The following is a 14,438-nucleotide window of genomic DNA, read 5'->3' on the forward strand; positions in this document are numbered from 1 at the left end:
AGCAGGTGGCAATCAGCTGATTTTTTTGATAGACAATGATATAGGATGCAGGTAATGCTGAAATGCGCTTATGGTGCTTTGATAGCAATAACCTGAGGAATAACAATAGCCCCTACTATGTAAATGGAATACCGATCAGCGCTCTATGGCTGACTATTATGATCTGCTTGGTGTCTCTCGTGATGCCGACAAAGATGAAATTAAACGTGCTTACCGTCGCTTGGCACGGAAGTACCACCCAGATGTTAACAAAGAACCAGGAGCTGAAGAGCGCTTTAAGGAAATTAACCGGGCTTACGAAGTCCTCTCAGAACCAGAAACTCGAGCAAGATATGACCGTTTTGGGGAAGCTGGTGTTTCCTCAGGTGCGGGAGCAGCCTACTCAGATTTTGGGGATATGGGCTTTGCTGATATTTTTGAAAGCTTCTTCAGCGGCTTTGCTGGTGGTATGGGTCAGCAAACTGGTCGTCGGCGTAGTGGCCCGGTGCGTGGTGACGACCTGCGACTAGACTTGAAGCTGGCTTTCAAGGAAGCTATATTCGGTGGTGAAAAGGAAATCCGCATTCCTCACCTAGAAACTTGTAAAGTCTGTAACGGCACAGGGGCAAAGCCAGGAACTCGACCCCGCACTTGCCCAACGTGTAACGGTTCAGGTCAAGTACGGCGTGCTACTCGTACCCCTTTTGGTAGTTTCACCCAAGTCTCAGTCTGTCCTACCTGTAACGGTGAAGGTCAAATCATTGAGGATAAGTGTGAAGCCTGTGGTGGTGCTGGTCGTAAACAAGAAACCAAAAAACTGAAAATCACCATTCCAGCAGGGGTGGATAATGGCACCAGGCTACGGGTTTCTAAAGAAGGGGATGCTGGATTACGTGCTGGTCCACCAGGAGACCTATACGTTTATCTATTTGTAAACGAAGACAGCCAGTTTCAGCGGGATGGCATTAACATTCTGTCTGAAATGAAAATTAGCTATTTACAAGCCATTTTAGGCTGTCTTATCGAAGCAGAGACAGTAGACGGTCCAGTGGAATTAACTATTCCACCCGGTACTCAACCCAATACTGTATTAACTTTAGAGAATCACGGTGTCCCCAAATTGGGCAACCCAGTCAGTCGGGGCGATCACCTAATCACGATTTTGGTAGATATCCCCACTCGAATTACCGCTGAGGAAAGGGAATTGCTAGAGAAGCTAGCGAAAATTAAGGGTGAGCGCACTGGTAAAGGTGGTATAGAAGGATTCTTGGGAGGGTTGTTTGGCTCATGAGTACACTAGCCTCCTCCCAGATCAGTTCATTACCTGATGATCAGCTGGATCTGCGGGGTACCCCTTGCCCGATTAACTTTGTTCGCACTAAACTATATCTAGAGAAAATGGCTCCAGGTGCCCTATTAGAAGTGTGGCTCGACCCAGGAGAACCCATTGAACAGGTTCCTGATAGTCTGACTATGGAGGGTTACCCGATAGAGGGCGTTGAAGAACGCGATCGCTATTTTGCTCTGAAGGTGCGTCGTCCACACCAGCATCTTCATGATTGAATTAGAATACACTAATTCATCAAACTTGTCAACCCCTTGGCTGGGTACCGTGCTGGCGGTTCAGGCAAATTTCTATCAGGTGCGTTTAGATCAGTTGAAGGTTGACAAGTTGGAGGTTGTAGGTTACGAAGATAACCTTCAAGCAAATAACCTACAACCTTCAAACCTCTTATGTACCCGTAGAGCCCGGTTGAAAAAAATTGGCCAGCAAGTCATGGTGGGAGACCGGGTTCTAGTAGAGGAACCTGACTGGGCTGGTGGACGAGGGGTGATTGCGGAAGTGCTGCCCCGGACAAGCCAGCTCGACCGCCCACCAATCGCCAATGCTCAGCAAATTCTGGTGGTTTTTGCTCTGGAAGAACCGACCCTGGATGCTTATCAGCTGAGTCGGTTTTTGGTGAAAGCAGAATCTACTGGTTTCAAGGTATGTTTGTGTCTGAATAAACTTGATTTAGTAACACAACAGCAACAGCAGGATTGGCAACAGCGTCTGGAAGCATGGGGTTATCAGCCAGTCTTGATCAGCGTTCATAATGGTACTTGTTTAGCACAACTGACTGACCTGTTGAGTCAGACAATCAGCGTTATGGCTGGTCTTTCCGGTGTCGGTAAATCGAGTCTAATTAATTATCTGATTCCAGCAACAAGGGTCCGGGTGGCAGCAGTGACTGGTAAACTGGGTCGAGGACGCCACACCACTCGCCATGTAGAATTATTTGAGTTGCCTAAAGGTGGTTTTTTGGCAGATACCCCCGGATTCAATCAGCCTGACTTGACTTGTTCTCCTGAGGATTTAATCTATTACTTTCCAGAAGCAAGAGAGCGTTTAGCCCAACACCGCTGTCAATTCAGTAATTGCCTACATCGGGATGAGCCAAACTGTGCTGTGCGAGGAGACTGGGAACGGTACCAGCATTATCTGGATTTTTTAGCAGAAGTGATCGCACGACAAGAGGCTTTGAAGCAAAAAGCTGATATCGAATCCAGTATGAAGTTAAAAATTAAAGCTTCTGGTCGGCGTCAATACGAACCTAAGCTAGAAACAAAAAAATACCGCCGTCGCTCCCGCCGTACTCAGCACCAGAACCTAGATGAACTCTATGACGATATGAGTCAATAACTCACCGCTAAGTCCTATGGGACTATAGCGGGAGCTTGTTAAAAGCTCGTAGTTGACCAGTCTAAGTTCTATAAGAACTACGTTATTCCTAAGTGTTAAAGTTCCTACCTGAGGATGCGTAGCTAGTCTTCAGCTCTAGAACCCGGTCGTTAAACAGGTGTATTTGGGTTAAGCCAGTGCGACTAGGAAAGTACCGAGGAATAACATTGACTAAGCTAACTTAACCCTAGTAATAGGAGTAAACACAATTATGCGTGTCTTTGTACTCAACAAGAACCGACAACCTTTAGATCCGTGTAAACCTGTAAGAGCTAGGATTTTACTTTCGTCAGGAAAAGCGAAGGTCTATCGTCGTTACCCATTTACCATAATTTTGACGGAGGAAATAAAACAGCCAATAACTCATAATCACCAGCTCAAAATAGACCCTGGAGCAAAAACAAGCGGTTTAGCTATTATTCAAGGAAAGCGAGTAATTTGGGGAGCAGAACTCACCCATAGAGGTTTTCAAATACGAGATTCTTTGATCTCTCGCAGGCAGTTAAGACGCAGTAGACGGAATCGTAAGACTCGATACCGCAAGCCCAGATTTCTTAATAGAACCAGACCAGAAGGTTGGCTAGCTCCTAGCTTAATGTCTAGAGTTCAAAACATTTTAACTTGGGTTGAAAGGTTGAGTCGATTGTGCCCTATTACCGGCATCTCTCAAGAATTAGTCAGGTTTGATACTCAAAAACTGCAAAATCCTGAAATATCTGGAATCGAGTATCAACAAGGAACACTTTATGGCTATGAACTCCGAGAATATTTACTTGAAAAATGGAATCGTAAATGTGCTTATTGTGGGACGACAGGAACTCAATTAGAAATTGAGCATATTAAGCCATTATCCAAAGGTGGCTCTGATTGGCCTTTCGGCCACGCTACGCGATCGAGTTTCTAATTTAGCGATTGCATGTCACCCATGTAACCAGGCTAAATCTAATCAAAACATTGAACTTTTCTTGTCTAAAAAGCCTAGTATCTTGAGACGCATACTAAGTCAAGCTAAACGCCCTCTGGCTGATGCGGCTTCTGTCAATACAACCCGATGGAAGTTGTACCACGATCTCAAGTCAACAGGGCTACCTGTTGAAGTAGGTAGTGGCGGATTAACCAAATTCAATAGGTGTAGTCAAAATCTTCCGAAAACTCATTGGTTGGATGCGGCAAATGTCGGGAAAGTCGAAACATTGATTATCGAAGTAACCAATCCTTTGATAATAACCGCCAAAGGACATGGCACTCGTCAGCTCTGTAGAACCAATAAGTATGGGTTTCCCACTCGTCATTGCTCCAGAATCAAATTTCACAAAGGCTTTCAAACAGGCGACATCGTTCGTGCTGTAGTAACCAAAGGAAAAAAGATCGGTACCTATATAGGACGGGTCGCAACCAGAAAATCAGGGTTTTTCAATATCTCAACTAAATCAGGATTGGTGCAGGGCATCAGTCACAAATATTGTCAATTTATTCACAGGAAGGATGGTTATGCTTATACGACTTAGATCCTGTCCTCCCTTTCCTGAGTGCCTGTCACCTGGGGGAACCCCAGGTGTTTATATGGCACGTCTCCCGCTAAATCTCGCGATTATAGCGGGAGACGACCGGGAGGCAGACAGATGAAGGATGAAGTATGAATACTTCATCCTTCAACCGTTTAACTTCTCCGTTTAACTTCTAAGGCTAACCCCAAATGTTTCCTCTAGGGCTTCTCGCACTTTCTGATGTACTGGCTCGACTTCTGCATCAGTAAGAGTGCGATCGCTAGCACGGTAGATTAGCCGAAATGCCAAACTTCTCTGTGCCTCAGGAACAGACTCCCCTTTATATTCATCAAACAATTGCACTGACTCCAACAAATTCCCCGCAGCTTTGCGAGTTGAACGTTCGATTTCTGCCACTGACACTTGTAGTGGTGCAAAGAACGCAATATCCCGGTCAATGGCTGGGTAGCTGGAATAGACTTTGAATCGGGGAGTCAGAATTTCATCGCGATCAAGAGCCTCTAGAATTAGATCCAAGTCCAAATCAAATACATAAACCTGATCGGGAAAACCTCTTTCTGAGCGTAGCTGGGGGTGCAACTGCCCAAATTTTCCTAATTTTTCACCTTGCAACCACAAGGATGCAGTGCGTCCTGGGTGAAGACGGGGATCGCTGTGGTCTGGTTGGTATTCTACTGTCAGACCGCAACGGGAAAACACACTCTCTAGTACTCCCTTAGCCTCGTACCAGGTCATGGGTTCGGAATGCCCTCCCCTGACCCAGTTACCTTGGGTGATATTTCCCCCTAAAATCCCGGCAATAGCATCAGCTTCTGCGAAACCCTCTTCTGGTCGCCAGAAGATCCGACCAATTTCAAAACCGTTGAGTACACCGTTGCCTTGCTCGATATTGTACTGACAGGCATCAATCAGCCCTGATAGTAAATCCGTCCGTAGGGATGAGTATTCCGTAAACAGGGGATTATCGAGACGAATTTGGGTCTGTTCCTCTGGCTTGACCAAGGAATACTGGACTAATTCGGTCAACCCAACTGCACGGAATTGCGATCGCAGTTTTCGCTTTAAAAATTCCTCAGCAGATAGATAACCTGGTTCAGTCTTGTCTGGTAAGCTATCACAGAAGTTGTCATAGCCGTAGAGACGGGCAATTTCTTCAATTAAATCAATTTCCCGCTCTAAATCCCGGTAGCGGTAGGGCGGTACAATCACTTTCCATTGGGGAGAATCTTCGGTGCAGCGCGGTTGTAGTTGACATCCGAGGGCAGTAAGGATTCTTTCCACATCTTCTGGCAGGATTTCCCCAAGCTCCTCTGCCTCATTAACTGGTCCTAAAATCTGATTGACACGGTCAAGACGTAACTCAATCGAACGTGCCCAAGTGGAGGGGTCAGGGCGCTGGTCAGCAATACTCTGGGTTGTGGGGGTACCAGCAGCTAACTCAGTAATTAATGCGATCGCTCTTTTACAAGCAATATCCAATTCTGCTTGATTGACACCACGCTCATAACGGGCAGATGATTCTGTCCGTATGCTTTGACTGCGGGAAGAACGACGAATAGTCACTGGATCAAACAGTGCTGCTTCCAAAACAATAGTTTGGGTGTTGTCGTTCACTTCTGTGGCTTCCCCACCCATAACCCCAGCCATAGCAACCGGTTGGTCGTTAGCTGTGATCAGTAACGCTTGTGGTTCCAGGGAACGGGTTTGACCATCAAGAGTAGTCAGGGATTCCCCACTGTTAGCAAAGCGGACACCAATGGTCAGGTTTTCGACCCCAGCAACAGCTTGCAAGCGTTCCCGGTCAAAGGCATGGAGGGGCTGACCCCATTCCAAGAGAATGTAATTAGTGACATCCACTACATTATTAATCGGTCGCACTCCAGCGGCTTTCAAGCGCTGTTGTAACCAATCCGGAGAAGGACCAATCTTCACCCCTTCAATCACAGTGCCAATATAGGCGGGGCAAGCTTTCGGTTCAGATACTTTCAAGGTCAAGGCATGGGATGCTTCTGGAATAGACACCTCAACAGTTTCTGGCAAGCTTAAGGATGCCCCAGTTAAGGCCACTACTTCTCTGGCCACGCCCACCATACTTAGAGCATCCGCCCGATTAGCCGTAGACGTAACATCAAGAATGATATCAGTTAACCCCAGTAAAGGACGAGCATCACTGCCTAGGGGTATAGTTTCTGCCTCGAAAATATGAATGCCAGCGGATTCCTTGGCCAAGCCCACTTCTGCTAAGGAACAAATCATCCCTTCTGAGCGAACACCTCGCAGTTTTGAGGCGCGAATTTTCAAATCAATAGTTGGTAGGTAGGTTCCGATGGTGGCCACCGGCACGTAAATGTCTGGTCGGACATTCGACGCACCACAAACAATATTCAATGGGTCACTCCCACCAATATCCACTTGACAAACCCGAAGCTTATTTGCATTAGGGTGAGGCTCTACCTCCAGAACCTTGCCAATCACCACGCCATCGGCCAGGGTTCCCAGGTCTTCAATATCTTCTACCTCAAACCCAGCCATAGTTAAGGTTTGAGCTAGCTCTTCTGGTGTCAGAGTTACCTCTACTAGTTCTCGCAGCCAGTTTAACGATATACGCATGGACTCCTAAATTTTTTTGCTGAACTCTAATATAAGGTAATAAATAAGGTGCAAGTTGCCGGTTACTTCCACCGTAAGCATATGCGCTACAGATGGTGCTACTTGAGGTGCAGTCAGCGGTCAGCCGTCAGCTTATTTTATTCAAAAGCTGTTCCCTTAGCGTGGCCAAAGACCAATGGCACCTCAAGTAGCGTGGGCATAAGCTGATAGCTGATAGCTGATAGCTGATAGCTGATAGCTTACCTTCCACCGAAACATTTTTCTATTGTGATGGGCATAACCCCTTAAGGCTTGACAAAAGTACACTATCTATGGTCAATGCTAAATAAACGCTCTAAAATATAGGTAGCTTCATAAACGTTTTACTTGAATAACCCTTTACTTAACTCAAAATTGTCCTTTGTACCCTTAGATGGATGCCAAAAATCGGGTATCCTGGTTGAGGATCAGGTTTCACCGGAATAGTTGTCTAACTAAGGGGGTAGTAAAAGGCATTTTGCAGAAAATAAAGAAAAGTAAAAGACTATAAATAATCTTTGCTGCTCAGGTACTCCGAGCCAAAGTTTTAGTTCCAGTATGGGCAAAGGAACATCAGTAACGCTGAATGAGCTACTGTCTAAATCCTACCTGCACTCAGGCAAAAAACCCACAACACGCCGACTTTTGTCAGGCGTGCAGTTCTAAATTATTATTACTTGACCGCTATCGTGTGATCAAACCACTCGGTCAAGGGGGATTTGGAGCAACTTTCTTAGCAACAGATCAATCGTTGCCTGGTAAGCCGACCCGTGTAATCAAACAACTCCGCCCAAGTGCTAAAAGTTCAGAGATTTCACCGATGGCAAGGGATCTGTTTGAGCGAGAAGCCCGAACCTTGGGAGAAATTGGGAATCATCCCCAATTCCCACAGTTATTCGATTACTTTCAAGACAATGAGCATTTTTATCTGGTTCAGGAATACATTAGCGGTTTGACACTGCAACAGCAAGTCAGACGGTCTGGTTCATTCTCGGAAGAGGGAGTTAAACAATTTTTAAGTGAAATTCTACCACTCCTGCAATATATTCATCAGAAAAACGTAATTCACCGGGACATTAAACCAGCGAATATAATTCGTCGTGACCAAGACCGCAAACTGGTACTGATTGATTTTGGGGCTGTGAAAAACAGCCAAACCAATCCCTCCAATTCCTCAGACACAGTATTGACCAACTATGCCATAGGAACTCCAGGCTTTGCCCCTCCTGAACAAATGGCATTGCGACCTGTAATTGCTAGCGATATCTATGCAGTGGGGGTTACTTGCCTTTATTTGTTGACGGGTAAATCTCCCAAAGACCTCGATTATAATCCTTCTACTGGAGAAATAGTCTGGCAGACTAATGTCAACGTTAGTGACCACTTTGCTAAGGTTTTAAGAAAAATGCTGGAGTCTTCTGTCCGTTATCGCTATCAGTGCTCAGAAGACATCCTGAGAGCTCTTGACCTAGAGCCATATCTGGAGAGTTTAAACAAAAGCTTAGTGTCGCAACCCCTTGATGACGCTAATTCTCACTTCAACTCAGGGAATTTGGGTCCTGTGAATGGTTATTCATCCCCGTCGTCAGTTCAATCCCGAAGAATGGCAGAGCAAATTAGAGAATGGCGGGAGCGTCGGGGATTGAGCAATGGTCGAAGATCAGAACCTAAAAACGGTGGAGGTTTTACCAGTCACAGGGATTCTACAGCTGTGAGCGGTAGTAGGAGTAGCATTACAGGCAAGTCGAAGGGTAATGGCAAGTTGGAGGCGGAAACGTTATTAAAAGCTTACGGCTCTGGCAGAAGAGACTTTGCGGCTAAAGATTTGAGGGGACTTAACCTTAATAATGCCCAGTTATCTGGGATAATTTTCCGCCAGGGCAAACTGTTAAATATTAGTTTGAAGGGAGCGGATTTATCTAGTGCTAATTTTGGTGAAGCGAATCTCCATCAAGGCGACTTACGCAATGCCAATTTGGGTCGAGCTTACCTGAAAAAAGCTATTTTGACAGGAGCAGACTTGCGTGGGGCGAATCTTAGTTATGCTCATCTCGAAAATGCTAATCTGCGGGGAGCAAATTTGTGTGGGGCAAATCTTGCTAATGCTAAAGTTACTCAGGAACAATTGGCTCAAGCTAAGACTAATTGGACAACGGTACTTCCTACTGGTAAGCGGGGGTTTTGGTGATATAGCAAAGGGAGTGGGGAGTAGGGAGTAGGGAGTAGGGAGTAGGGAGTAGGGAGTAGGGAATTGGGAATCGGGAATCGGGAATCGGGAATCGGGAATAGGAAGAAAGAGATGCGATTATTTTTTGGTGTTATGATAAAGCCGCAATTTTAATAATAAATTGTCTAGCTTGCGGTCGGGTGAAGTGATTGGTTAAACTTTTTTGGTGGTTCAGTAGCGGTCATGAGTTATTTGAGTACATTTGTTATGGGAATTTGACATGCTCCCAACACACCCTACAAAATTAGCGATCGCACTAATGTTAGATTGCGTCAGTACTTGTCTTTGATTGCTCAACTTGCTGCTGATGTATCAACATAGGCAAGCAACAAAGCCTCAATGTAAGGCACCAGACATATGACATCAATGGACTCATAAAGTCACCATCGCTAATCAAACCATGAGCCATACGATTTCTTAAGTTACTACCAGCATGTTCAACCAGTAAACATTTCAATTCAAATAGCATAGTTTCATCAAAAATAGAGGTTATCTTTGAATGAGCAAGAGTCTTGCTCAAACTAAATTCATCCTGAATACCCTTGTCTTTCAACTTAGAAGTAATGATGCCTCTTTGCCACATGATATAACGGATAGAGTTTTCAATTTGGGGAATTAGGATGTGGGTAGATGTGAAAAAGTCTCCAGTAAGTCCAGCATACAGCCCCTTTGCAAACAGGTACTCACGCTGAGGTGGAATAAATGGACTATGGCGAACTATGAAGAGAATATCGTTAAGTCGCACACAATGCTCTAAATTAATCTGATATCTGGCAGGTTCAATATATGCTTGAGCTTGTAGATGATAATACTCAATGGCTTTCTGGCACATATAAAAATTGGTTGCACGCTCCGCTTCTTCAGGATCACTGGAGAGAACAGAAGCTGGTTGAATAGCAACAGTTTTGCCCATTTCATTTATTATGTTAATAGGGACAAGATGAATTCCTAAAGAGTTATGAGCGTCCTGCTGTACTTGTTGTCTCAATTTAGAGACATTAGTTGGAACAGCCAAAACAGACAAAGCGAAGAGTGCCTCTTTAAAGTCTTTGCCCTTAACCGAATTTATGGCTTCCTCTACGACCTTGCTAATATCCATTTTATGAGAAATGGTCATCATCTCGTTGCGACTTTCTTCTTGGTACTGAAGAAGCAGCCTGTGAAGTTCCTCGGCTCTTGCTTTGGCATCCACAGTTTCTTCCTTTGTTCCTCGAATGCTTCTAAAGGCTTTAACAGCTTGTTGTAACAAGCCTGATGCGGCCATGTAGCTTGGTGGAGTTCTTTTGAGAGCAGAGTCGGCTTCCTTGACATAAGTCTCAGCGGCTGACATTGAAGCAGCAAGCTCTTTGCTGTAGTCTTTATCCATACGATGCCATTTTGCTTTAATACTCCAGAATCTTCTTGCTATTGCCCAATTAGAGCTTGATTCTGCTAAATTTGCTGCTTTTTCAGCCAGGGCTGCATATTTGACTGGTTCTCCACATTTATGTTCCTGCAATAGCTCCATTAACCTTGGAGATGGCCACCAAGAGTCTTCGCCTTCATAGCATTCAAGAACTGCTTCTATATGTTTAAAAACAACTTTGTCCTTATTTTTAAATTGGCGTTCCAGCCGAAATGCTCGTTCTATTCTGTCCAAAGAATCCTTCCAATTATTAGAGCTTTCTAAGGTAGTTGCTGATTGTAAGTAAGCGGTAATTGACAACTGAGCCATTAGATCGTCACGTCGTCTGACCCAGAGAATATCTGCTACTCGCGCTTGAAGTTCAGGATCTGATATTTCAGGTGCGATTTCAGCAAGAAAATTTAGCTGCTCCTCTGTAAGATTCTTAAACCTATCAGTAAACAACTCTTCGGTTAATGCTGGATTCATTGGAGCGTTAGTCACGGCTGCCAGAATTTCAAAAACAGCTTGTTTTGTGAAATTTCCTGATTCTTGCGCCTCTTGGACTTTTTTATCAAAAGCAATACAATAGGTGATACAATTCTTCGGTTCGCTGCTGTTCACTACATCTTGCCAGCAAGTGTTAGTGAAGTCATTTTTTTTAAGAGGTGGGTTCAGTTCTGACATAGTGCTAATTCATTCTTTTTTTTATACTTTGCCAAAATTTTATTCAATTAGCTTGAGTATAAACACTGAATAATAAATTTTCAAGGACTACCCCACTAGTAACTTAAGCAATCGAATTACTAATTATTATACTAAAATTGTTTGATCATACGGTCTAATTATAATAACGGGCACCTTATATTTATAAGGATTCAGCTGAGACTAAAAATCATAATTTATTACCTATTTACTATAACTTCAGTTGTGGATAACATCTCTACAAAAATCTTGAATATTATCTCTATCAGTATGCTCTTGATAGTTGACTAATATTTCTGAGATTATTTGTTCAGTAGTTTTCCTACCCTGAGGAGGTATCAAGTGGCTCATTGTTGTTATTATTTCCTGAGGAGATTACGGATAAAACAAGGATTAGGGCTGGTGTGGAATTCCATGCGATCGCATATACCCTAATCCGAGATATATTTTTTTTTGAGAGTTATGTTAATATTCTACTGGGTTAGGTGTTAAGCCCTAATCAGTGATTCTGCGGGAAGTTTCCTGAAAGTCGTCGGTTTATCTGGTATGATTTCCTTAACAGCCACAGAAGCTTGAGATTTTGCAGTCTGCTGATAAAGACTCCAGAAGCAATAATCGAGCTAAGAGTCTTTGAAGTATCAAACAACAGTATCGAGTCTTAGATATTGACGTAGTCTAAAGGTGGTGCGTTACGGGGCGGGCTCTCCAAACGTTGATATTGATTGATCATAGCTGATATTCTTGATCAAGACTTGCCGCATAATCGCTCATTCCCACTTCAGCAAGAGCGCGATCTTCCTGGGCAAACTCATGAGAAAGGGCTTTTAACTGAGCAGGATCAAGAACAATCCGACAACGTTTATCTTGAAACTTAAGAAATGCAATAAAATCAGCGACTTGCTGAAGTTGTTCAGCAGTAAGTAGATCCAGGTCTTGCTTGATAGCTTCGGTGCTGATTGACATAGCAGTAACTTAGTACAGTAATGATTTATAGGTTATTGGCCAAAAATTTTGAATCTAGTAGGGCTGATGGCTGATAGCTGATACGCGACACGCTGATAGCTGAGGGCTGTTCGCGTAGCGTGCGCGTAGCGCATATGCTTACAGTTGACTGTACCTCATAAATACGACAAACGCTATCAACAAGTTTAGCTAGGGACAAGGTTCAATTGTCCAATCTTTAGGTTTCTCACTTTTATAACAGGACTGTTGACGACCTGCTTCTTTTAAATTCCATTTACCGGTAGATTGATCGAATTTAAACTGAAGTCGATAACGCCTGCCCCTAACTTTGTCATCAGGTAGATTCATCTGGGTCAGAATCACGATTTTCTCAAAAGCTTGCTGATCAATCACCTTGATTTCTTCAGTAAACTCACTCTTGACCGTTGCTTTGTTACCAAATAACTCTAATGCGATCGCTTCCGGATCATCTCCTATTCGCTTACCTTTGAACTCAGCTAGATTCAAGGGTTGATAACGAGATTTTTCTAACGCATCATCAGAGGGATTACAACCCATTAAGATTAAGCTAATAGTCAACCCTACTACTATAAGCGGTAACCTGTCTTTTCTATCCATGGTCATTTAAAATTAAATTGGTTATAGCCTTGATTTTATCAAACACGAATCAATTTTTGGCGTTGCTGATTCTGGGTATGGTTTCGCCCCCCTAGGGTGTGTTTTCAAAGTTTTCCGCAAGATATTAGATCCCCCCCAGCCCCCCTTATTAAGGGGGGAGCCATACTCAAAGTCCCCCTTTTTTAAGGGAAACGGGGGATCTCGGAGTTTGAAGACACGCCCTAGCCCCCCAAGCGAGCAATCCCTCGCTTGGGGGGAACAAAACTCGGAAAGTCCCCCAAGCGAGCAATCCCTCGCTTGGGGGACCAACGGGGGCTTTAATAAAACCAGATAATCGCGCATTCATTCCTTCATTCAGCAACGCCCAATTTTTAATTGACGGCAAATTCAGTTTGCTGACGCATTTCGGGAGGATAGAAAGCTAAAACAATATTTTCTTTAGGAATGCCAGCATTAATTAAATCAGTAGTGATCCCCGTTTCTATTCCATCATATTCAATATAAATTTTAGTATTTTTTAGAGTAATATATATTAGGTTTCCTCTGATTCTTTTTCCCTGTGACCATCCTACCTGCATTAATCCATAGTGCTCTCGTGTTTCGTCAAAAATGGGGTCAAGTCGGATGTCTCCATGAGAGGGACGAAATTGAGCGTATTTTAGAATAACTTGTTTTATTATTTCTCGATAGGTCGTTTGGGTATCCATTGTTTGACCTCTAATTGGAGGAAACCAATCCGATTGGATTTGCTCAGGGGAATAGGGACAGTGGTCAGGAAAGTCCCAATCGGAAATTCCGGTTTCATTAGCAGCATCGGCTCTCGCATCACCATAAACTTTTGATAAATCTGCCCAGTATCGCTTTAAACTAGGAGTATCTCTGAGATAGCGTTTAAGGTGATTGCGCTCTCGTTTGATCGTGATTTCCCAAGACCTAGACCGTTTTTCAGGTTGATATTCCCATTTCAACAGATGTTGAATCGTTAAACGAATAGAGCAGAAAAAGCGGTCTCGCTCTCGTTTACTCAAGTCTTCAATCTCTTCTAGGAGATTAACCCAGTCTACTTCACTATATCGTTCTTCTTTGATCAGGGAAACTTGTTGTTCAACCCATTGGATGATGTCAGTTTCATAGAGCATTTTTTCCTCCGAAATCTAACTAAACCTGTAGGTTGGGTGGAACGAACTGCTCCCGCTAACCCAACCTACGAATAACGCTAGTGTTAGACTGAACAGGACTGCCGTCAGCGCCTGCAAACCAAGAAACCTGGTTAGCAAATAAAAGGTGCTGCCAAATACCCCATCGGTAACACCAAAAGGAAAACCGCCCCACTAACAACGCCCCCACCCCCAGAAAAGGCATGGGGTTTGTCGTTGGGATTGCGAAAACCAATGATCTAGCGCTATGCTGTCACCCCTGTAATGATGCCAGACAGCAGACATGCCAATCAGCGTATGCAGCTTCAATATTCCCTTTGCTGCTGTGTAGGGTTCTGCTAATCCGGCTTCAATTTACCCAAAAATAACAGCAATAACCATAGAAATAGTCGCAAAAAATAAATTCTACCAACTTACCTCATACCAGGGATAATTAGGGGGAAAGTAGCCGATCGGGTCACCAAAGACCGCAAACAATATCATGGAAATCACAAAATGAACCACAATCGGAGCAATTGTCTTGGGATACGGCAAGTGGTGATCGTTG

10 protein-coding genes and 2 pseudogenes are annotated in these 14,438 nt (G+C 44.0%); 6 read left to right on the forward strand and 6 right to left on the reverse strand.

Going from position 1 to position 14,438, the window contains the following annotated elements; translation table 11 throughout:
* The first annotated feature begins 145 nt into the window (after nt 1-145).
* From dnaJ to iscB, 4 genes and pseudogenes are all read left to right on the forward strand, one after another.
* Entirely contained in the window at nt 146-1,270 is a 1,125-nt protein-coding gene (gene dnaJ / locus LYNGBM3L_RS22775) for a molecular chaperone DnaJ (protein WP_009149232.1), read from the forward strand.
* Entirely contained in the window at nt 1,267-1,542 is a 276-nt protein-coding gene (locus LYNGBM3L_RS22780; protein ID WP_009149233.1) for a sulfurtransferase TusA family protein, read from the forward strand. The genes dnaJ and LYNGBM3L_RS22780 overlap by 4 nt, the downstream gene beginning before the upstream one ends.
* Complete coding sequence (rsgA, locus tag LYNGBM3L_RS22785; RefSeq protein WP_009149234.1) at nt 1,535-2,662, forward strand: small ribosomal subunit biogenesis GTPase RsgA; 1,128 nt, start codon at nt 1,535-1,537, stop codon at nt 2,660-2,662. The genes LYNGBM3L_RS22780 and rsgA overlap by 8 nt, the downstream gene beginning before the upstream one ends.
* A 250-nt stretch (nt 2,663-2,912) precedes the next feature.
* Nucleotides 2,913-4,209 (forward strand): annotated as a pseudogene (gene iscB / locus LYNGBM3L_RS22790) (RNA-guided endonuclease IscB).
* A 165-nt stretch (nt 4,210-4,374) separates the two neighbouring features.
* Here the strand turns inward: iscB and pheT are convergent.
* On the reverse strand, nt 4,375-6,819 hold the full coding sequence (pheT, locus tag LYNGBM3L_RS22795) for a phenylalanine--tRNA ligase subunit beta (RefSeq protein ID WP_009149251.1): 2,445 nt from the start codon (nt 6,817-6,819) through the stop codon (nt 4,375-4,377).
* 604 nt (nt 6,820-7,423) lie between these two features.
* Here pheT and LYNGBM3L_RS22800 point away from each other — a divergent pair.
* On the forward strand, nt 7,424-9,025 hold the full coding sequence (locus tag LYNGBM3L_RS22800) for a serine/threonine-protein kinase (RefSeq protein WP_009149252.1): 1,602 nt from the start codon (nt 7,424-7,426) through the stop codon (nt 9,023-9,025).
* Nucleotides 9,026-9,326: 301 nt separating this feature from the next.
* Here the strand turns inward: LYNGBM3L_RS22800 and LYNGBM3L_RS22805 are convergent, their stop codons facing one another.
* Nucleotides 9,327-11,135 (reverse strand): DUF7380 domain-containing protein, encoded by a 1,809-nt coding sequence (locus LYNGBM3L_RS22805; RefSeq protein ID WP_009149253.1) that lies wholly within the window; start codon nt 11,133-11,135, stop codon nt 9,327-9,329.
* Nucleotides 11,136-11,503: 368 nt separating this feature from the next.
* Between LYNGBM3L_RS22805 and LYNGBM3L_RS48895 the strand changes: the two genes are divergently transcribed.
* The gene (locus tag LYNGBM3L_RS48895; RefSeq protein ID WP_267872078.1) at nt 11,504-11,638 is read left to right on the forward strand and encodes a hypothetical protein; all 135 of its coding nucleotides are present in this window, start codon (nt 11,504-11,506) and stop codon (nt 11,636-11,638) included.
* 241 nt (nt 11,639-11,879) lie between these two features.
* On the opposite strand, the gene LYNGBM3L_RS22810 is transcribed toward LYNGBM3L_RS48895, so the two are convergent.
* The 4 genes and pseudogenes from LYNGBM3L_RS22810 to LYNGBM3L_RS50525 all read right to left on the reverse strand — a co-directional run.
* Nucleotides 11,880-12,116 carry a hypothetical protein gene (locus LYNGBM3L_RS22810; RefSeq protein ID WP_009149254.1) on the reverse strand — a complete coding sequence of 79 codons (237 nt, stop codon included), beginning with the start codon at nt 12,114-12,116 and terminating at the stop codon, nt 11,880-11,882.
* Between the two features lie 189 nt (nt 12,117-12,305).
* The gene (locus LYNGBM3L_RS22815) at nt 12,306-12,734 is read right to left on the reverse strand and encodes a hypothetical protein (protein WP_131827199.1); all 429 of its coding nucleotides are present in this window, start codon (nt 12,732-12,734) and stop codon (nt 12,306-12,308) included.
* Nucleotides 12,735-13,105: 371 nt separating this feature from the next.
* A complete protein-coding gene (locus LYNGBM3L_RS50520; RefSeq protein WP_044494438.1) occupies nt 13,106-13,441 on the reverse strand; it encodes a XisI protein in 336 nt (111 codons plus the stop codon).
* Between the two features lie 36 nt (nt 13,442-13,477).
* A pseudogene (locus LYNGBM3L_RS50525) lies at nt 13,478-13,873 on the reverse strand (DUF29 domain-containing protein); the annotation flags it as partial.
* Nucleotides 13,874-14,438: the final 565 nt, after the last annotated feature.

Origin of the sequence: Moorena producens 3L (assembly GCF_000211815.1) — a bacterium.
GTDB lineage: Bacteria > Cyanobacteriota > Cyanobacteriia > Cyanobacteriales > Coleofasciculaceae > Moorena > Moorena producens.

Bases quoted from the DNA above. Each gene is read 5' to 3' on its own strand.
- dnaJ (WP_009149232.1), top strand. From the start codon at position 146: ATGGCTGACTATTATGATCTGCTTGGTGTCTCTCGTGATGCCGACAAA.
- LYNGBM3L_RS22815 (WP_131827199.1), bottom strand. From the start codon at position 12,734: ATGGATAGAAAAGACAGGTTACCGCTTATAGTAGTAGGGTTGACTATT.
- LYNGBM3L_RS22800 (WP_009149252.1), top strand. From the start codon at position 7,424: ATGAGCTACTGTCTAAATCCTACCTGCACTCAGGCAAAAAACCCACAA.
- LYNGBM3L_RS50520 (WP_044494438.1), bottom strand. From the start codon at position 13,441: ATGGATACCCAAACGACCTATCGAGAAATAATAAAACAAGTTATTCTA.
- pheT (WP_009149251.1), bottom strand. From the start codon at position 6,819: ATGCGTATATCGTTAAACTGGCTGCGAGAACTAGTAGAGGTAACTCTG.
- rsgA (WP_009149234.1), top strand. From the start codon at position 1,535: ATGATTGAATTAGAATACACTAATTCATCAAACTTGTCAACCCCTTGG.
- LYNGBM3L_RS22810 (WP_009149254.1), bottom strand. From the start codon at position 12,116: ATGTCAATCAGCACCGAAGCTATCAAGCAAGACCTGGATCTACTTACT.
- LYNGBM3L_RS22805 (WP_009149253.1), bottom strand. From the start codon at position 11,135: ATGTCAGAACTGAACCCACCTCTTAAAAAAAATGACTTCACTAACACT.
- LYNGBM3L_RS22780 (WP_009149233.1), top strand. From the start codon at position 1,267: ATGAGTACACTAGCCTCCTCCCAGATCAGTTCATTACCTGATGATCAG.